We start from the raw sequence: 20,991 nt of genomic DNA, 5'->3' as shown, positions 1-20,991 counted from the left end.
TCAAGCCTCCTTCATTTTGAGCAGTCCGCGAATATCGTCAACATTAGGTCCCACCGTCGTCCAACCGGCGGCCTGGAGCTCCGAGTGCCCGTCGTCGTCGAATACGACCCCGATCTGGTGGTCGGGCCACGCGATGGAGACCGGGAGGCCATTCACCTCATATCCGAGCTCTGGCAGAACATCGAGACCGGCCTCAGCAAGTTGGAGCAACAGGGCTTTCTCAAGCACTGTCGCCTGCTCAAGAAGTTCTTTCAAAGCCGGCTCGGTCGCTTCAGCGGTCTCCTGGCGGGCCACTTCTGCAAGCACCGAGGTTCCAGCGCTCACGGTCGAGGAGACGGACCCGATGGTCAAACCTATCGGCTTGAACGCCAGTAGGTTGGACAGCTGCAGCCAGAGGCGCCAAGAGGCTTCATGCGCGGAGGATGTCAGTGCTTCGGCTCGGTCGTCAAGGCAGAGGCCGACAGCGATAGTGGACAGGCTGTTGGGTGACCCTGCCGCGGCAAACCCAACGCTTCCTGACCGGAAGGTCCATCCAGTGGTCGCGCCTTGGGGCAACACTAGGTGTTGTCCCTGTGCCAACGCTACGGCGTGGCCATACATGGAGTCCGGGTCGGCTGGCTGAGGTTTCTGCTGCATGAGCATGAGCGGCACCAGCTCGGAGAACTTGGTCCAGGCTTCGGGGTCGGGCTGATTGACCCAATGCCAGAGAATGCTCACAGCGTCCCGGCCCAGCACGCCCATGATGGACGCGTCCACAGGGTACTTCGCCATAAGCTGTGCGTTCAGCTTGGCGTTCATCCAGGACGGCAGCGTCGCAGGGGCCGAAGGTCCTGCCTCGAAGGCGTCCACGTCCTGCCACGTCACGGCCCAAGGAACCACCGCTGAGGACAGCTCTGACGTATGCCGGAGCTTGTCGCGCTTTGCTGCGTCATCCGCAATCCGGTTGTGTTCGGGCGACGCATGGAAGGTAAGCCCATCAGTGTAGATGGCGAGCACGGGGAAGTTCGGGTCCGGCGGCCCCTTCAGCAGGAAGTCGGGCCGCGTACCGGCAACATCCACCTGGGGCAGAAGCTGCCACTGAAAGTTCTGGCCGGGCATCCGGAAAGTAATGGTGTCCGCAAGCGCTCCCGGCGTCACTTTTGTGTGAGCCCCAACGGCCTTGAGCCTGTCCATCCAGGCCTTGCGGAACCGCTTTTCCAGCAGCGATTCGATCGACGTTTCGCCGCTCGGCGCCTCTTCGGTTACCGACCAATCCGCGTACGACGGCGGAGCGCCACCGTCCGCGGGCTGCTGCCCAGAGCGCAGCAGGAGACCAAGCAACCGTTCCGCACTCGCCCTGGCCACTCTGTCCACTTGCCATGGCTCGGCGTGCGGTAGGAGGCAATGATGGCAGGCAAGCCGCTCCTCAAACCGGCAACTGCAGTCGCGCACAGTCTCCCATGCGGCGTACAGCAGCTCCCAAACACGTTCCGAATTGGCGAACTCGGCCAGGTACCCTGTGCCTCCCGGGACCTTGTCATGAAGCATGAGCGCGATCCGGTCCCCGCCGTGTGCGGGATCATTGATCCGCAGCACACCGAGGTGGTCCGGCGCTCCCCCCAACACTTTCTGCAGCCCCAGGAGCAGCGCCGCCTGGAGACTCGGCACTGAGAAGTCGTCACCATAGGTCACGTCCAGCGGAAGGTGGAGCACCACGCCCTGCGTGTTGAGCTCACGGGCCAGGACAACTTCCTTAACGCTCTCTTGAAGTTCCTTCCGGAACTTGCACCAAAAGCGGTGCTCGCTCGGACGGTTCTCCTTGGCAGACTGGTCCAGCTGGCCGCAGTAAGAACACAGTCGAAACATCGGGGTCCGCACGTCGTCGCCGGCGATGGTCCTCACGCCGCCATTCGATGCGGTCCGCCCCGTATTGATCCATCGGATGTCCACCCGGTTGAAGTACTCCGCGCCGAAGTCGTAGCCTTCCACGAACCAGCGCTTTTGCAGATGCTGCTCGTCAATGTCCGCCGCGGCCACGATGGTGAATCGTTCGCGGACCCTGTTGTCGCGGCGGTCGTTGATGGCGGCCTCGTCGCGTCGAACTTCAGCGGAGACCTTCTTCATAACCACGACGTCGAGGATCTGGCCCATGTCCGCAATGGCCGCCGTCCCGCACCGCACGCAGCTCGCCACAGGGGCGCCCGTACTGGCGTCTGTCTTGATCCAGCCGCATTGAGGACATACCTGCCATTTCTGGACGTGGCTTTGCTGCGGCCCAAGATCCACTGCGTCGATGAGTATTTCCATGCCTTGGGCGTAGAAGGTGGCTCCGGGGGCGAACTCGCTGAGTGCTACGGAGGCGCCACGGTTGTACGTCACGGTGTCCGTGACGAACTCCTGCGTGTCGGCGTCCTTCCAGGACAATCCCACATCCAGGCTGACCGAATCGTCCAGCAGGGTGTAATTGGGCAGCACGCCGTAGGCTTCCAAAACGGAGATCCAGTAGTCGCCTCTGAGCTGCTTCAGCTGGTCACCGATCATGCGGAGAGTCGCTTTAGCGGTCCGCAGGGCTTGAAGTGCATCAGAGGACTTGTCGCCAAGGCGTTCCGCTTCTTTGGCCGCGGTTTCGAGCTCCGGTAGGGCCGTATCGATTTCCTTGCGCCGGCCCTCAAGCTCGTCGATGTCGGCCTTCCACTCCCCCGCCGCCCGGATGAGGTGCCGGGCCAGACCACTGGGCTCGCCGTCGTCGTGCTCGGAGGCCCAAGCAATCAGGCGCTCTCGGCTTCCCTCCGAAATCCGTTCGCCGAACTGGCCAAGGAATTCAGGCAGGTAGACCTTGGCATTCTCCGTGGCATCCCGGATCAAGTCTCCAATGAACGATCCCGGAGCAACGCTCCCGAGCGCCTGAACGGCGTCACGAGGGTGCGGTCGGCCAACGGTCCGGGCGAACCGATCTGCTACGTGGGCGACGTACTGGCGCCCCAGGATTTCTTCTGCATCCAAGTAGGTCGCAGGCGGCCGGACCTCCCCGTTGATGACCGAGAGAGGGTCGTGAAGTTTGGGCAGATGCTCACCGCGGCCACGCACAAACGCGAGGACCAACGAGTTGCCGGTCAGTCGGCCGGCGCGGCCCACCCTTTGAAGGTAGGAGGCCACTGAAGTGGGCAGCGAGGCGAGCATGACGCAGGACAGGTCACCGATGTCGATGCCCATCTCCAAGGTGGGGGTAGCGACTAGAACGTTAGGCGCCTGCGGATTGTCCGAGCCGGACTTAAATTGAGTTTCGTAACGGATCCGGGTCTTGTCGTCCAGCAGTGAGGTGTGTTCGCGGGCCACGACGCGCTTGCTTTCCCGTGAGGAGTATAGGTCCCGGTAGAAGTTCCGGGGGTCCCCTGCCTGGCGCTCTAGCCTCCCGCTGCATCGAACCAAGGTGCACGGAGCGCCGTCCAGCTGGTCGATGACGGTCCGGCTTCCGGGGGTTACGGCCTTGCAGACCTTGCACGCCAAAATGTGGCGCCCGGATTCGAGGTCATCGACGGCAGGCACCGAGAGCATGATCTTCTCCGGATCCAGCCAATAGATGTCTGCTCCGGAGTTGGTGCTGCTCTTGCCCAGCACACCGTCTTCGGCCAGCGCCGTTATCAGCGCCTTCGAAAGGTAGCCGCTGTCCGACGGCGCGACGCCGAGGCAGCGTGCAGTCCACCGTGAGTACCAGGACGTCGATGGCGTGACGGAGTCAAGATTATCGGTGGCCGCGGCCGCGCTGCCGATCCGCGGGAATGCAGGCGCGGGACGACCGGAGGGGAACGCCGGCATGCCCTCGCCCTTGGGCCGACCGCCCCAGATCTGCCAGCGTTTGCCGTCAGTGGCGATGTAGCCCTTAAGCCATTCATGATAGATGCCGCCCTGGAGGCGAACGCGTTCCACCGTGCCGCAGAGCCACTGCAGCAGCTGCTGCTCGCTAGGCGCGGTGTCCCCCACCATCGTCTGGTGCTGGGCGGAGTCGTAGGCCTTGCGGGCGACGGCGAGCATGCGCGTCGCGCTGCCTGCGTCGGTCTCGACAGCGAGAGAACCGGTGAGCTCCAGGGTCCGGCCTGTACGCGATTGCAGACCGAGCTCCAGCAGTGCGTCGAACTGAAGCCGGCGCCTCGCGAATCGGCGTCCGCGGGCTTGCTCCGGCGGTGTTGCCTGTGGATCCCAGAATTGCCTAAAGCTCTGGCGGTCAACGTAGTCCGGTGCCACCAGTTGGTAACGCTCCGCCGGCGTAGTCGCCCCGGCGATGGCGGCATCAACGACCTCCGGCAGGGTGGCCGTCTGCGCCCCCAGCGCGCGCCGCAATGCGGTTCGGAGCGTCATGGTGTGGGAGCGGGACTGGACGTAGCCGGCCCGATGGGCGGCATCCTGCACACTATCGGTGAAGACCAGCGCCTTCTTCTCGCCCTCGTCCAAGCCTTCGGCCCCGAACAAATTGGAGATGCTCACGGAGAGCATTGTTGCAATGGCGCTGCCCATGAAGGCGATGCCTTCCTTGGCCAGGCAAGCAGGGCAGACGTCACGCTTCGATTGGTCGTCCGCGACCTGTCCGCTGAGCATCAGCACGGGAATGACGCGGCCTTCGGCAAGATCGGCGCTGTCCGCTGCTGGAGGTGTTTTGGAAAGCCCACGATTGACCGTGTGTAGCCAGTGGAGCCCTTGGACCTGTTCCGCGCCGTCCTGATCGAACTCGATAATGTCCGCCTCGGCGGCGGCAGAGATGAGTGTTCTGAAGCGCGGGTTATTCGCCAGCCGCGCCTCGCGAATTTTGGAGTCGTCCAGCTCTAAGTCCATACCCGTGGGTGCCAGAACCGCGCCCCAACCGGACCGACCGCAGTGCCTGCAGTATACGGCGGGCAGGAACATATCGTTCGACTGATCCACTCCGTCATCCGACCAGCGGAATCGCGGGACGGTATCTACGGCGGCGTCCACCCGGGACATCTCACGAATCCATAAGTGCGTTTCCACGGTCAGGGCCGCACGGCCATGCCGGGCACGGATGTGGCTCAGCAACGCGATGACATGAGACAGGAATTCTTCGGCATCCACAGCTCCGACGCCCTCCGGCAGGGAATGCGCCGGGAAGACTGTCCGTGACAATTTGGCAAGCTCGACGGCGACGGTGGCGTGGTCAAGGAGGGTTTCGATGAGCGGATGCGTGCGCATCGCGTCCAACAAGTCACCCGGTCGCTGCTCGAAGAGCGCGTCGATAACGGGTTGGACAACGGCTTCGGGACTGTCACCGGCATCACGAAGTGCCGCGACGGCGATGTTCGTATTGGTGATAGATCGTGCAACGGTCTGAAGATCCCTGGGTTGGGCAACTCCCGAGCCGAGCGCGGACCAGGCCTCGGGACGCAACCGGGATTCAGTCACAACGGCTTCCGGCGGAAACACCTCTCCGAAAACAGTCTCCGCGAAGCGGAGCATCGCCTCGGGGTCCCCCTTGCTGCCGAGGGTGGCGGAGGTAGCGACCGGCGTGACGCGGCCGAGCGGCCGCGCACGGTCCTCCTCGGTCAGCCCGTGCGGACCGTCCGCGAGGGCATCAGGCCAGTAGCTCTTGAGCGACAGACCCAGCCGGCGCAACAGCATTGCGACGTCGGTTCCTTGGGCGCCGTCGTAGGTATGAAATTCATCCAACACCACGTACTGCAGGCTGGTCGCGGACTTCTGCCAGAGGGGCGCGTCCTCTTGCCGAAGCAGGAGCATGTCCAGCATCTTGTAGTTGGTCAGCAGTATGTCCGGCGGTTCCTCGCGGAAGACCTGGCGATCATTGATCAGGCCCTCCGGCGACACCTTAGTGCGGCTGGTGTCCTGCTGGCCGGTGTAGATTCCAGCGCTGATGCCTGACAGTTCGCCGTGCTTTGTCAGCAACTCTGCCAAACGCTTGGCCTGGTCGTTGGCCAGGGCATTCATCGGGTAAAGGATGAGCGCCTTCATCCCCGTGGCGCCTGCCCGCTTTGCGCGCAACACGTGGTCCAGGATTGGGTATAGGAACGCTTCGGTCTTACCGGAGCCGGTGCCCGTGGTGATCAAGGTGGGCTCGGGCCTCCGATACCCACCGTTCGTGCCAGCGCCTGTGTCCCCCTTACTACTCAACCGCCGAAAAGCTGTCGCCTGGTGACCGTATGGCTCAAAGCCTTCATACCAGTCCAGACATTCGCGCCAGCCCGGCGGAGCTGTTTCGAACGGAAGGCGCAGCCGGACATATGGGCCCTTGAACAGGCCGTCTTCGGTATCTGCCAGAAAGCCCTTGATGGCCTGCTGAGCGTTGCTGTCAGTCAGAGCGAATGTCGTCGCCAGATAGTCAGACAGTCCCCGGCGCAAATCCACGGCCTGGTTAGTGGGCAACAACTCCGTCATGACGACTGCTCCGCCAAGATCATCTCGAAATGCGCAAAGGCATTCCGCATGTCCTCTTCACGGTCGAAGCTCCGGAACGGGAACTCGAACACATACTCAACCCCGCTTTGGAGGTGCGTCCATGTCCTTTCATCGACGGTAAGACGGCCTCCATGCTTGCGGTACAAGTTGCTAATAACAGAAGGGACAAGGTGACCGTTTTTGTCGAAAAATGCGTGCTTTTCTGCCTTGGCAAGAATCGGAAACTGCGTTCTATATATTGCGCACAGCTCATCTACAGTGATTCCCCAAGCAATTGAAATCAGAACGTCGATCTCTATTTCCAGCTGTCGACGCGCATCAGCCCGACGCACCCAGCTCGCTTCGTTCCATTTGGATCCTGAAACCTCATTCCACAACCTGGCATATGCGCTCGTACAGCACACCAGCTGGGCCGCCCTACGCACAATTTCGCCCGTTAGCTGACTCTCGGCCAGGACGCGTGGGAATCGATTTATAGAGAGACCATAGAGATTTGCGAGACCGGTAGTCTTGAGCAGAAAATCGGCAGGGATCGATCCCAGCGTAGCCAAGAGAAGTAACAGTTGAGCCGCTGTCATTTCAGGCGATCCGGCCGACTGTAAGCTCAGGGTGTGACCTGCCCCTGGCGGTATCATTGCCACGTTCAATGACCGACGAATGTCGTGAGCAATCATTAGCCGCCATGCAACTCTGTAGAAATTGCGAACTGGACGCCCCACGCCCGCGCCATCAACCCAACTTCCGTAGGCAGCGTCGTACGCAGCCCTATCACCCACTGGCTGCAATCCAGACTTGGGAACATAATCAAGAGGAAGAGACAATAGGTCAACCTCAGACCAACTTGCCTTGCCCTTTCCTGGTGTCTCGAACGTCTTGTAGACCGGGTTAAACGTCGTGAGGTGCGACCCCTGAAGGATCGTATCTTCCCACGATGCATCGTCCATTGTTCCGTATTCGATGTACCCCTTCTTCCGATCGATTGTTTCGTCCCAACCCCGTGAGTATTGCAAACCCAACTCTTTAAGTTTGGGCAATTTCCCCATCTTCTCGAGAACTTTGCTACTAGACGTGTTGACTGCGTAAACCATTCGAGCTTCCGAATAGGGGGTTTTCTCCTCGTCAAGAAGATCCGCCCAAACCCTCAGAGTATTGCTGTCGACAAAGGCGATACGCTCTCTGTGCGGCCGAGTATCCCACGCGCCATCCATGGTCTTCACTCCCGGCACTTCCCCTTCGCCTCTATGCTCCAAAGATCGAACCACCGTGTCAGGATGATAAAGGAAAGAAGCAGAGAGGAAACCCGGTTCGCTCTTGCGCGGCCCGTATACGTGTACGCCATAAACGGTATTGGCGTGCACTTCAAACAAGGATAGGGAATTCGTAAACTGCCAATGTCGACGAAGATGCCGGTAAGTCTCAGCCCGCAGCGTTGCAGCCTTTTTCTCGGTAAAGTGCGATTCGGGATGGATGAGAGCGACGGCACCTTGCTTCGAGGCCGAGGTCCAAGTGCGCACCATGAAGGCGCGATATAAGTCTGGCTGGAGGCCAGACAGGACCGGGTACGTCGAATTCGAGCCCAAATACTCGGCTACGACCGGGGCGGCGATGGCGTTATCTACAAAAAGCTCAAGCATGCCGTCCCGAGCAAGCGTCTGCGCTCGCCTAGTCTTAACAGCTCCTTGGGTCGGCTTCTCGGCTAGCTGCCACCATGGATCGCCCTCCGCCAGAAGGGCTGCCTCGTCCGAACGTGGACGCACCCACGGCGGATTACCCACTTGGAGGTCGAATCCTCCGCGACCGAAAACGGACGCGAAGTCGAGTTCCCAGTGGAAGAAGCCCTGTTCCTGCGCCACCTCTTCGCAGACTTTCAACCATGGGTGCTCCCTCAGCACCTGGTCGATGCCGACAGCTCGAGAAGTGGCGATCGCCAGGGGCTCGCTGACATCCAGGTCAGCCCACGTCATAGATGCTGAAAGCATTTGCTGTCCCTGCGCCCGCCCAAATTTGTGGTGCGCCGCAGGCAAGTACTCCAATCGTCCCAAGATGCCCTCGAGTGCAGCGACCCACTCATTCACGCTCGGGGGCTGGAGGCCCCTAGTTGCAGCGTCCGTGAGGGGCCAGAACCAGAGAGCGTTCCAAGCGTCCATGACCCGCCGCAGCCGTTGGTAGGCGCTGTTCGGGTTCCCCAGTGCTTCTTCGATTTGTTCACGTGACACAGCTTCAACGCCGACAGGCTCGCCATGTGCTCCTTCGGAAGTGCAGCGTCCGAAATAGTCAATGTATCGCCGTGCTCCAGCATCAGCGATTTGTAGCCGTCGAAGTGCGAACTTCCACAGGACCTCCACTCGATTGGCAAGCTTGGCAAACCGGTCCACCTGGGCCTTGGTCGGCTTGCCCAGAACTTGCTTTCGCCAGGCCTTCAAGCGCTGCTGGGGATCCGATGCTAGATCCTTTACTTCCTTGGCATCTGCTGCGGCACCCCAGCCCGCAGCTGGCAGCAGGAAGTGGTGGATGCGGCCAATCACCGCTTCGTCGTCGGTCGCACGCTGCATGGCGTCGACGAGTCCCGTTAGGGGCGCATCCTGCGGCGCGGAAGTCAACCAGGACTTGTCGTTGACAGACTGCCGCGAATAGGTAGCCCGGCGGGCGCCAATGAGCGAGTTTCCGCGGCGCAGCCGCAGCCCGAACCACGGTGCCTGAAGGTCCTTGACCATAGTGTCCAGCCAGAGCGAGACTTCGGCGAGCTCCACCGCCGTCGAATTCAGGTCCACGCCATGAACCTGGTGAAGTGCGATCTGTGCTTTGACCTTCTGCAGTTCCTGCGGGTACTCGTCCGCAGGAATCTGGATGTCCAGCTCCGTTTGCTTGCGCTTGAGGTACTCGTCGGCCAGCTGACGCACGGCCTCGATTGCGAACGCCCCAGAACCTAGAGCAGGCTCGCACACGGTCAGTTTGAGGATGTCATCCGCTGGCGTCAGCATACCGTCCTGGTCCAGCAGCTCCGCGAGCGCCTGAGAGACGACGAATTTCGTCAGCACTTCGGGAGTGTAGTAGGACGCCGATTGCTGGCGCTCCCGCCCGGCAAGACGGAAAACAAAAGATCCGGCTCGATGCACCACCGGGCGCTTCTCCCCGGTCTGCTCGTCCACTGCCATAACGAAGTGTCTGGCTTCTATGGATTCGGAGCGGTCCACTGGCACGACCCAGGAGCCCTTCTCCGAGTTACCGTCCTTAGCTACTTCATACAGGTCCGTCTCGGCAATAAAGCCGGTGTAGGACATGAGTCCCTCGTACACTGCGCCCAGCTGGTTGATTCCCAGCTCAGCATAGGAGATAAACCCGCGGTCCCTGCCTCGCGTTTCCTTGCTCAGCAGTAGGTGCTGAAGGACCCGCTGGAGCTCCATGTTGCTGAGCTTTACCTCGTCGATCAAAAACGTCGCGGCGGGGAGGAACAAATCGGCCTTGAGCGGTTGGAAGACCAGGCCCTCGTTCACCGCGGAGGCTTCCTCCGACGTCGAGCCGTCCCCATGCCCGTGGCCGTCATCCACCAAGCGGAAGAGCCGTTCCAGCGACTCGTAGATGTGAGTCCCCTGCTGCGACGCCGGCGACTGGATATTAACGAGGGTCAGCTCCCGCAGCCGATCCAGGCCGTAGCCCTCGTTATATTCGCCCGCCCCAACAGGAAGAACGCCCATTTCCGGCGAGGCCTCCGCATAGAGCAAGAACAGGATCCGGTAGAGGAACCGCAGGGACTGGCGGGCCAGCAGCTGTCCGTCGACGTCGTCCGCAGAGATGCCCTGCGCTGCGCGACGTTTGAGAACATCATTGGCGATAATTTCGATGGACCTTCGGATGCCCTCGCGCAGATCCTGGGACACGCCCACTGTATGCTTCACGGACGCCTCGAGGACGCCGTCCCACCAGAGCGCTCCGTCCGGTGACGGCAAGAGGGAATCGCGGCCAAAGATGGCGAGGAACCGGTCTGTTTCGGCGTGTTTCTTCGTGTCGTTGCGGTCAGCCACCAGCAGGACGTCGGCGGCAAGATACCGGCCTTCGGCCCAGCGTTCCTGCTCGGTCAGCATCAACCATCGACCCGCCATTATGATCACGTATTTCGGTGCCCGCTCCGACAGGTACATCTCGGAGACGACCTTGGCGACGGTCAGGGCCGGCTTCGGCTCCTTGCCGTCCACCAGCACCCGGCCGAGCGGCAACACGGTGGACAGCACGTCCTCCGCGGCGTCGGCCGGTGCTGCTTCGACGAACAGCACCTCGTAGTTTTCCGTCGCCCATACGCCGGGGACCAGCATCTCGGTGCCGCTGCGGTCGAGCGCCACGTCCGCCGTCGTACCCTTGAAGCCGAGCGCGGTGCGCAGAAGGTCGTACGCCTCGGGTGCTCCCACCGCGTCTTCGGACAACCCTGCCAACAGAATCTGGAGGCGGCCGCGGACCTCCGAGAACCGGCTCAGGGCGCTCGAGTGGCCTTCCTTCCCCTGCTCGTCCCAGGACTTCCTAAGCTTGGCTACTTCAGCCTGGAAGGATTCTTTGACGGAGTCCGTGGTGAAAAAGTGCTCACTGATCCAGTTTTCACCTACGACAATCGAATCAAAGGACGGCATTACTGGTCAGCACCTTCCAGGTCGACAACGGGGGTATTGCGGGGAACCACGATGAGGAGCGGGCGCACCAGCCGCTGAGCGGGGGCAAGGGACTCTGCAATTTGCTGTTCCTCGGTGATTCGCTCGCGCTGCTTCTTAATTTCGACACGTTGGGTATGTTCGAACGAGAGCTGGGTCCAGTCCTTGGCACGGTTCTTCCAGTCGTCAAGCCGCTGGTTTGCCGCTGCGGCGGCCGACTCGAAGGTCAGCTGCATGGTCTGGCGAGCTGACTCCACTGCATGTGGGAGCAACGCCTGCAGACCGTCGGTCACCACGGGGCCGGGGTTGTTTGCCTTGGCTTTGACACCAGTATTCTCAAGATGCTCCCCCAGGTCCTCCAGCGGTTCCGACAGACAGAAACTCGGAGTGGCGAGGTCGGGGAAGTCGACGGCGATAAAGGCCTTGGAAACAACCTGGCCGCGTCGGTTCATCAACGTTCCCATCAACAGGACCTGAGCGACTTCGACGTCACCGCGGACAGCCAGCACTTCGCTGCGGGACATAGAAGCGAGAGCACGATCGCTAGCCCACTCCAGCACCGGGTGAAGCGGTCCCAGGTAGTGGGCCTCGGGCCAGCTCATGTCATCAGATTCGCGCGCACGGTCAAGCTCTCGAGTCCCAGCTTCCACCGTGGTGGCAAGCTTGAGGCGCTCGCCAACGCGCCGCTCTGAAAGGTAATCCTGCGGAAGGTAGCCCAGACGGTGCTGGAGATCGGCCGGCGGTGTCAGCTCTGCGAGCCCGTGCGCAGTGTGGACAGTCCAACCGACCTTCTTCTGCGGTTCCTCAAATGCTTCGTTGAGGGCCTCGTCGAGGAATTCCAGGTCCGACGAATAGAGGCCCAATGGCTTCTCGACGGGGATGTCTTCGACCGCAGGCTCACCGTGCAAGGATTCGAAGTCGAGGAAGTCCCAGACGTCGCCCGACTCCGGATCCGGGTCCGGGACGCCGACGGCCTCCTCGAAGCCTTTCTTGCCCATCAGGACGTCGCGGATGGCGTCCTCCTCCTGCTTGACACTGTACTGACCCATCAACGAGGCCACGTCATTCAGTACGGCATGGGCCTCATGTTCGCGTTCCATCAGGCGGGTCAGGACCTTGATGTCGCCGGAGAAGCGAGTGTTGTGCGGATTTAGGAGCAGCGTTGTGATCTGCGGCTTGTGCCGTTGACCGAAGCGGTCGATGCGGCCGTTCCGCTGTTCGATGCGGATGAGGCTCCACGGAATGTCGAAATGGATCAGGTGGTGACACTTGGCGTGTAGGTTGACGCCTTCGGAAGCGACGTCTCCTGTGACAAGAACGCGCAACGGACTTTTGCCCCGTTTGAAGTTGTCGACGATGTCCTGCTGTTCAACGTCACTCAGACCACCGTGCAGCAACCCGACGTTCTCGGGCTTGAGGCCAAGCGCCTGGGGCAACTTCTCCTGAAGCCATTTGAGGGTTGCGACGCGCTCGGCGAACACCACCGCACGCATTGGAGATCCCTTGCCGACGCCGATCTTTTTCAGGTAAGAGACTAGCTCGTTGTACTTAGCGGACTCACCGGTGTTGGCGTCGTCGGCCAGTCGCCTTAGACGACTCAATGCCTCCACTTCTGCGGCCTCGGTGGGTGCATCGCCGTCGAGCTTTTTGAGGCGCTCCGTCACGGTTTCGAGCAGTGCAGCCGGGCTAGACAGGAAGGCCTTGGCGAGCGTCCAGGAAAAGAGGGATCCGGTTTGCCCTGAATAAGGGGATGGCCGGCCCTCAGGGTACAGCCAGACATCGGAAAGCTCCTCGGCGATCGCGTCCTCGGCCGCAGACGCCGACACCAGCCGGTTATCCGGTTCCTCCCGCTCGGCCCAGTCGGCACCCACTTCCTGGGCGACCTCCGGACTGTGGCGGTGCCGACGGATAATCAGGTTTTCCACCTGCTTGGGATCAAACGTCCCGTCCGGGCGGACGACGGTGGGATCGAGCAGGCGGAGCAGCTCCGCGAAGGATTCGTTGCGGCCGTTGTGCGGAGTGGCCGATGCCAGGATCAGGGCCTCGGAATTCGGTGCCAGGATCCGGGCAAGTTCGTTATTGAGGGTGCCCGTGTTGGTCAGGTTGTGGGATTCATCGATGACCACGGCGTCCCAGCGAAGCTTACCTAGATGCGCACGGTAGCGTGCGCTCTTCAACGTGTCGATGGAGATGATTGCTCGCTTGTAGTACGTGAACGGGTTCCGGGTGGCCGGAAGCTTTTGACGAACTTTTTGAATACCGGAAGAGTCCAGGCGGACGAATGGCAAGGCGAAGCGGCACCACAGCTCGTGCTGCATCTGCTCCAAAACATGGCGCGGCGTAACAATGAGGATTCGCTCACCCCGGCCACGCTTGACCAGCTCGCTGAGAATCATGCCGATTTCGAGAGTCTTGCCCAGGCCAACGGCGTCCGCGATGAGAATGCGCGGGCGGATGTTCTTGGTATCGAGAGCCTTGGCGACGGCGATCTGCTGATACTTCAGGTTCCTGGAGAGCATCCGGGTGGAGACGGTCAGGTGCTCGGCTGATTGGGGAGTTGGCGTCTTGCGCAGGGTTGTCTCAAGAAACAACCGAGCTCTCCGGTAATTGGGAGTGCAGTCCGCAACCACCTTTGATTTAGCGGGATCGACGACTTCAATGTCGTCGAGCGCACTGTAGAAGGCAGCCGTTGTGTCACGTACGAGTTCCGTAAGGCCCTGAACGCGGACAAGCGTCCCGTCGACGGACGGTTCCGTCGCCGTAACCATCCAGTCCTCGTCCCGGATCCGTACAACGGATCCTGGTGCAACGTTTAGGCCTGAGGTCAACGTCTCGGTCAAAGAACCCGCTCCTATGCGATTGGTGCCCCCTGCAATCACTCATGCAGCTCATCCAGAATAGGCGCTTTCCGTACCAAATTTCCCGCCGAGGCTTAACAGCTTGGCGCCGACCCGTGTTTTGGAGGCGGCACGCAACAGTTGAGTCACGCGTTTAGGGCTGGACTGCTCTCGGCGTGGTATGAACCCTTGCATGAGTGATTCGCACGTCTTCGTAACGATGGGCAGCATAACCAACTTGGCTTGTGATGCATGGTTGCTGCCCACGGATCGCACGTACCACGTACGAGATCTCTGGCTGGAAGCGGTACCACAGCTCAAGAAAGCCCTCTCTGCGACTTTCGATGCGGAATTCAAGGCAGGGCACCGCTTTGCCCTGCCTCTGAACGAGTGGCCAAGTGATCTGCCGCTCCCGGTGCTGACGGCCGTCCCCTACAGCGGGATATCCTCGACTCAAGAACTCGTCCCACCCCTTCGGCAGTTCATCGAGATCGCTTCGAAAAGTGCGCGGCAGCGACGAAAAATCGGAATGGGTACCAACCGGCCGATCCCACTGCTGGCAGTCCCCCTCTTCGGCACGGGGGAGGGCGGCGCTGCCCATGTACGAGGGGACGTAATCCGACTGATCCTCGAGGAAGCCCGTTCTGCCGGCGCGGAAAGCTCCGACGTTGTCTTGATGCTCCAGGATGAAAAGGATTTCGCCCTCGCCCAGGAGCTCCGCAAGCGAGGCGGGGGGCCTTGGTGGAGCTCTCTAGCCCCGGAGCTACTGGCACGTGCAGAAGAACTGTCCAAAGAGGCTCAAAACGGCAATCTTGTTCCCTTCATGGGGGCTGGCGTCAGTATCAGCGCTGGCGCTCCTGATTGGAAAGAACTCATTCAGCGTCTGGCACTAAGGATCAGTCTTTCCCCTTCCGAGTTACAGTCGCTGGACAGCCGCGGAGTTCTGGACCAGGCAGGGATTCTTCGCACTTTGTATGAGGAGCGGCGGAAAGAAGGCTGGCCAAGCTTCAACGAAGCTATCGCCGACGAAGTCCGCTTGGAGCGATACGGGCTTGCACCTGCCCTACTCGCCAGCCTCCCGAGCAAGCAAGCCATCACTCTGAATTACGATGCCTTGTTCGAGCTTGCATCGAGAGATGCCGGAATCCAGAGAACGGTCATTCCCGGCAACATCGAAATGGGCGATAGCTGGCTACTCAAGTTGCATGGTTCAGTGGAGAGCCCTGAGACGATAGTTCTGACTCGCGATGACTATCTCGGCTTCAATACTTCGCGGGTGGCATTGTCTGCTCTGGTTAAGGCGACGTTGATAACTCACCACTTGCTGTTTGTCGGATTTGGCCTTGGGGACGACCACTTCCACGAGATCCTGCACGATGTCCGGCGGGCGCTTCCTATGGGACGCGAGACCAACAACGAACTCGCGACCGCCCTGACCCTGTTCAAGGACGCCCTGGATGAACGAGCATGGGCGGATCAGCTCACCCTTGTGCCGATGAGCGACTGCGGCACTGTCGGCGAGGCGGCCAGGACACTGGAAGTCTTCTTGGACGCACTCTTGGCGAACGCAACCGACAGCCATTCGTATCTATTGGCGGATGGCTACCAGGCGGCACTATCCCCCGAAGAACTTTTCACTTAGGAAGAAGCTCCGCGCGCTAACTGAAGAGCTAACCGAGGATGAGGCGAATAGCAGCGGTGGGGCTCGCCTGCTCAAAATGTTGCAAGAGCTTGGCGCATAGGACTCTCATGCCGCATTCTTTAGGTGCCGCTCTGGACCCTCCAAGGCGCCGGCGTTCCGACAATTCGTGCTTGCACCGATAAAAGGATTTCAATAATGACGAATAACAAGTCATTCTTCGACAACAGAGACCTTGAAGCCCCTCTTCCGGCTGACCCCGACGACTGCGTCATAAGACTGGCGGAGCACAGGGGACCTCACGGCGGCACTCAGGTCTTCATGCTCTGTGACCTGAGATCCGAGGATAGGACCACCTACCTATATAGACGCTACGGAGCATGGTTGGAAACCGCCGGTCACCTCGTTGAAGACGCATGGTTCTTCGCTGGCGAGGAAGGTGACATGCCGCCTTGCTACTGGTATGGCGATTCCAAAGATGAAACTGTACCGGCCGAGCTGGTGCCTGAGTCGATCATTTGGTACGACGCCTACGAACGAGGCGAGTCGACTGAAATCTGCGCCACGGCTTTCGTCGGAAGCGATCCGGAAATGCTTGTACGACGATTGCCGGGCCGTGCGCATTTTTCGATCGAGCTCCTAGTCAATGATGTTCTGTGGCAAAAATCGGCCGATGAATCCTGGACGTTTTTTAAGAATCTCTCAGTGCGCGACAGAGTGCAGCTAGAAGCACTTCAAGTAATGGCAACGCATATTCTCGAGACGGCTTTCCTCGCCAGAGAACAGGACGGGCCTGACATGGACATTGATGTAGCCGAAGCTCACGCGCTTGCTTTAGGGGCTTATCTTCCGGTCATTCCGACTTTCGAACAGAAACTGCTGGAATTGTATAAGCAAGGCCCGCTTCTCTGGAAAGATATTTCGCCTCTCGTTTCACTCCAGACCGCTTCAGAATTCTTGATTGACGGTCATGACCGCGTGTTTGGGTTAGTTGTGAATCAGGCGCATAAGAGCTGGTTGCGTTTGTACGGGACCTGGACACAGGTAGACCCCGCGCGCATTGCTAAAAAAAATTTCAAGACCCATAAAGTCAGCATTCGCAACTTGAGGAATGCAGTCAATTGGTGGGATATATGTAACCGCCCAGAAATATTTGCGCATGAGCTTCCAGTCCTACTCAATGATCGCCTGCAATTTGTGACTAATACTGACCCCTATGAGTCCCGCAACTTCCCGCTGATTCAGCTCGTCCGAGGGTCACTAAATGATGGAGATGGATGGATTAGGCAGGGCTACAACTGGCATCGTACCCAAATTCCGGTCCTCGACGTTGAGAATCATATGCCAGCAGACGAGGGAGACATGCGGCCTTGGGGCGGCGAATACCTCTACTGCGTGCCGGAAGCTTTGGAACCACTGGCATTGAGTTTCTGGGATAAAGGGCAACACGATTACCTTGTAGGCAACCGCCACCCTAGCTGGAACGACTTTCTGGACTGGCTCAAAACACGCTCATGAAGCCCTCCGATACAGTCGCGGAGAGGCTTCTTAGACTAAACCTCCAGCCTGCTTTCTAAACAACCTCGAGGGCCGGCCGCGGCCACCGCCAGTCATCGCGCCGGTGGGCACAAGTTGTGGCTCCATAAACCGTCGGAACGTGTCGCGCATGAGTTCATGGCCCGCAACAGCCTCGTGAATGATGCGTAGATCCCGCAAGGTAAAGGGCTTGGTCAGCAGGTCACCGGGGTCGGGGGCTCTCTCGTAGTCGGCGCGTGCATACTCCACGGCCTTCGCAACCATGGCTGGATGGTCGTACGGGAGTACGGGACCGCCGTCGTCCGCAGGGAATAGCTCCACGCGATCGTTTTCCAGCGCAGGTTCGAGTTGCTCGAACGGCACAACGTCCGCATGGGCCACTGACAGCACTCGGCCGCGCGGGTCACGTTGGGGGTCGTCGAACACGTATAGCTGCTTCGGGGTGCGGCCGCTGATGCCTGCCTTGTCCCGCAGGGAGCGCAGCACTGCCTCCGCCAACCGCTCCCCCTCGTGCAGGAACGTTCCAGGCAGTGCCCAATCGAAGCCAGGCGCCTTGGTGTGCTCAACGGCCAGGACGCATAGTGCGTCCCGCCAAACTGTCAGCACTGCGGTATCTACTGCTACAGAAGGGCGTGGGTAGTGGGTCAGGGGCGTGGCGTTCTTGGGCGGGGTCACAGAAAACATTAAACGCACTCTTGCGCTAAATGGCCAACTGGGCTTATCCTTGATTTAGCGCAGAAATGCGCAATACAGATATTGGCCGACAGCCGAAGCTGCGTGGCCGGACGAAAGCGAAGGGGGGATCGCATGAAGATTGGACAGCTACACATCGGAAGCGGCAGCCGGCTCGGCCCGCTCACACTGTTCCCGGTCTGGGCCGAGGGTCGTGATACCGTCGGCTTGGCCACCGGGGCGGCCGCGAACTTGGAGGTCAACGAGCTCGGTTCCGGCCCTGAGGTTGGAAAGCTCACCGTCACCAACCGCGACACTAAGCCGGTTCTGCTGCTCGAAGGCGAGCTGCTCGAGGGCGGACACCAACACCGGGTCTGCGCCCGGGACGTTATCCTGGCGGCAGGCGAGACGCGCGACGTGGATACCTTCTGCGTGGAACACGGCCGTTGGGGCGGCGCTTCGGCTCACAACCGCTCCGCCCGCCGCGCGCCACTAAACGTCCGGGCCGAGCTGCACCGGCCTGACCGCGGCGCGGAAACCCAGGGCCGGGTCTGGGAACGAGTTGCCAGGTACCAGGGCTTGAACACGGTGTCCGATTCCGGTTCCTTGGTCCATCACTTGGACGCGGGCGCGCGGAGTCCAGGCCCGGACCTGGGCCGGCTGCCCCGGCCGATCTACGGCCAGCGCGGCGTAGTCGTCGGATTCGGCGGCAAGGCGCTGATGCTGGAGTTGTTCGGCAGCCACAAACTCTTCGGCAGCCACTACCGGTCCATGGTGGAGGCGGCTTGGCTGGACATTCAGCTCACCGCGGGCTCCCTACCGGACGTCAGGACGCCGGCGCAGTCCGCAAGGGACCTGGCTGTTCGACTGATGGAGGTGCAGTTGCCGCCTCTGCCCCACGGCTTCGCCCACAGCCTGGGACCGGTGTCGGTCAGCGGCATCACCGCCTTAGAGCCAAAGTTCGGCCAGCAACCTGCCCTTGCGCACTTGAGCGGCTGGGACACCAGGCACCCGATGATGACCGGCTGACCCGCATCATCTGCCTAACCCGTACAGCTGCACCGCCTATTTCCCATCCGATAACTTCCCACTGGAGGCACCCATGAACCTTTCTTCTGCTCAAAACGACCGCGCTGCCGGCGTGCTCATCGCCCAGGCCGCCGGCGACGCCCTCGGTGCCGGCTACGAATTCGATGCCCCGATGCCGGATGGCACCCCGGTGGCCATGATCGGTGGCGGCCCCTTCGGCTTCGAGCCGGCAGAGTGGACGGATGACACGTCCATGGCGCTGGTGATCGCCGAGGCCCTGCTCGATGCCCGGGCGCATACGCTCGACGCAACAGCCAAGGACGCGGTCGTCCGCGGCTGGGCAGAATGGGCGCGAGACGCCCGGGACGTCGGCGCCATGACGTCGTCGGCCTTGAGTGGTGCCGGGCGCTTGGCCGCAGCTGCCGGCCGCACTGCACCGAACGCGGTGGACGCGCTGGCCTCCGCCGAGCAGGTGCACCTGAACACCGGCCGCTCCGCCGGCAACGGCTCGCTGATGCGCACCGCTCCCCTGGCCCTGGCCTACCTGAACGCGACACCGCAGGACCTGTTCGACGACGCTACCGAGTTGAGCTCGCTCACACACTTCGACCCGGAGGCCGGCGAGGCCTGCGCTCTCTGGTGCGTCGCCATCCGCCAAGCGGTGCTCACCGGCGAGCTGGACGTCCGCGCCGGGTTGTCCTTGCTGCCCGCCGACCGCCGGACAACCTGGCTCGAACGCATCGAAACGGCCGAGCGCAGCCGGCCGCGCGACTTCAGCCGCAATGGTTGGGTGGTCGAGGCATTCCAAGGCGCGTGGTCTGCCATTACGACGACGGCAGGCACCGCCTCCGGCCCGGCTCACCTTCGTGCCGCCTTGGAAGAGGCCGTCCGCGGCGGCAACGACACGGACACCGTGGCGGCGATCGCCGGCGGGCTACTCGGCGCGGCCTACGGCTACACGGCCGTGCCGTTCGAGTGGCGCCGACACCTGCATGGCTGGCCGGGATACAACGTGCGGGACCTGCTGCGGTTCGGCTACCAGCTGTCCCGCGGCGAGGGCAGGACGCCCGGCCGCTGGCCGGACGTGGACGTGTTCGACAACGCCGGCTGGATCAGCTCCGCTCGGACCGAGGTGGTGGAACACCCCCTGGACCCCGGCGTCCTCCTTGGTGGCGCTCCCGCCCTGGCCCGGGATGACTACGACGCCGTTGTCTCCCTGTCCCGGGTTGGAACCGGCGAAGCACAGTCACCAGCATCCGACCACGCCACCTTCCAGCTGCTGGATGAAGCCGATCCGTCCGCGAACGCCCACCTGGAGTTCGTGCTTAAGGAGGCTGCGGCCGCCGTCGCGCTCTTCCGTTCTGAAGGCAAGCGGGTGCTGTTGCACTGTGTGCGGATGGAAAGCCGCACTCCCACGGTCGCCGCGCTGTACGGGGCCTTAGTTACCGGGATGACTCCACTGCAGTCGCTGGAGAAGGTGAAGGAAGCGCTCCCCCGGGCGAACCCCAACACCGGATTCGTTGCTGTTCTTCGCCGGCTTTCCGGAGAGACAGCATGAAGGCGAACACTGACCCAATGTGCCCGCACTGTGGAGGCGAGAGGCCCGAGCATCTAGTCCTCCGTAACTATCTCTGCAGCGGTTGCTTCGCCCGCGCCAGCAAGACCGGAAGGGGACGCGCTTGGCTGGACGGCGTGGAATATGCCATCGGTGAAGCGCATATGGCCGGGGTCGACGTCATGTGGCCGCTACGCCAGGATCAGCTGCGCCCTGAGGCCGTGCCCCCAGCTTCGGCCCGTGCTGCCCGAATCGACCAGCAGGACGCAGAACTCTTCGCCGAGCCGGTGACCCCCACCGGGTGGGGACAGGTTGTCGGCCTGATTGCCGAGGAGATCCGTTGGCTCAAGGACGGTGACTTCGTGATGATCGAATACGGACAGTCCACCGACGACGCCATAGCACCATACGCCCAGGTGGCATTGGACGAGGAAGGCTACTGGTGCGAAATCGTCTCCAACGACTTTCTGCCCGGCGACACTTGGCCGCTCCACGGTGACCTGCTGAAGGAAGCGGGTTGGGACGCCCCTGACTCGGCTTGCCCGAACTGGCACAGCCTAAGGACGGGTTGTCAGGCAACGGCAGAAGCTGTCCTGGCTGGCCTCCGCTATGGGCGCGGGTGCGTCGATGTACGTAATCTGAATTGGCGCCCCGCTAGCGCGCCGCCTGAGCTCGGCTGAGCGACAA

9 protein-coding genes are annotated in these 20,991 nt (G+C 61.4%); 5 read left to right on the top strand and 4 right to left on the bottom strand.

Features of this window, described 5'->3' with window-relative positions; all coding sequences use genetic code 11:
- Genes ACWF5H_RS09380 through ACWF5H_RS09370 form a run of 3 tightly spaced genes read right to left on the bottom strand, consistent with a single transcriptional unit; the run spans position 1 to position 13,804 of the window.
- Complete coding sequence (locus tag ACWF5H_RS09380; protein WP_452036391.1) at positions 1 to 6,378, bottom strand: DEAD/DEAH box helicase; 6,378 nt, start codon at positions 6,376 to 6,378, stop codon at positions 1 to 3.
- Positions 6,375 to 11,018: a DNA methyltransferase gene (locus ACWF5H_RS09375; RefSeq protein WP_452036390.1), complete on the bottom strand. Its 4,644-nt coding sequence runs from the start codon at positions 11,016 to 11,018 to the stop codon at positions 6,375 to 6,377. The genes ACWF5H_RS09380 and ACWF5H_RS09375 overlap by 4 nt, the downstream gene beginning before the upstream one ends.
- Complete coding sequence (locus ACWF5H_RS09370) at positions 11,018 to 13,804, bottom strand: helicase-related protein (protein WP_452036389.1); 2,787 nt, start codon at positions 13,802 to 13,804, stop codon at positions 11,018 to 11,020. The genes ACWF5H_RS09375 and ACWF5H_RS09370 overlap by 1 nt, the downstream gene beginning before the upstream one ends.
- A 262-nt stretch (positions 13,805 to 14,066) precedes the next feature.
- On the opposite strand from ACWF5H_RS09370, the gene ACWF5H_RS09365 reads away from it, so the two are divergent.
- The gene (locus ACWF5H_RS09365) at positions 14,067 to 15,515 is read left to right on the top strand and encodes an SIR2 family protein (protein WP_452036388.1); all 1,449 of its coding nucleotides are present in this window, start codon (positions 14,067 to 14,069) and stop codon (positions 15,513 to 15,515) included.
- 195 nt (positions 15,516 to 15,710) lie between these two features.
- A complete protein-coding gene (locus ACWF5H_RS09360) occupies positions 15,711 to 17,030 on the top strand; it encodes a hypothetical protein (protein ID WP_452036387.1) in 1,320 nt (439 codons plus the stop codon).
- Positions 17,031 to 17,060: 30 nt separating this feature from the next.
- On the opposite strand, the gene ACWF5H_RS09355 is transcribed toward ACWF5H_RS09360, so the two are convergent.
- Positions 17,061 to 17,732: an NUDIX hydrolase gene (locus tag ACWF5H_RS09355; protein WP_452036386.1), complete on the bottom strand. Its 672-nt coding sequence runs from the start codon at positions 17,730 to 17,732 to the stop codon at positions 17,061 to 17,063.
- A 123-nt stretch (positions 17,733 to 17,855) separates the two neighbouring features.
- Between ACWF5H_RS09355 and ACWF5H_RS09350 the strand changes: the two genes are divergently transcribed.
- From ACWF5H_RS09350 to ACWF5H_RS09340, 3 genes are all read left to right on the top strand, one after another.
- Positions 17,856 to 18,749, top strand: coding sequence for an ARPP-1 family domain-containing protein (locus tag ACWF5H_RS09350; RefSeq protein WP_452036384.1), 894 nt, complete (start codon positions 17,856 to 17,858; stop codon positions 18,747 to 18,749).
- 73 nt (positions 18,750 to 18,822) lie between these two features.
- On the top strand, positions 18,823 to 20,307 hold the full coding sequence (locus ACWF5H_RS09345; protein WP_452036382.1) for an ADP-ribosylglycohydrolase family protein: 1,485 nt from the start codon (positions 18,823 to 18,825) through the stop codon (positions 20,305 to 20,307).
- Positions 20,308 to 20,441: 134 nt separating this feature from the next.
- Positions 20,442 to 20,984 (top strand): TY-Chap domain-containing protein, encoded by a 543-nt coding sequence (locus tag ACWF5H_RS09340; RefSeq protein ID WP_452036381.1) that lies wholly within the window; start codon positions 20,442 to 20,444, stop codon positions 20,982 to 20,984.
- The last annotated feature ends 7 nt before the right edge of the window (positions 20,985 to 20,991 follow it).

The sequence above is a fragment of the Arthrobacter sp. NPDC055138 genome (genome assembly GCF_053607305.1).
This window is presented reverse-complemented; position numbering and strand designations above follow the sequence as displayed.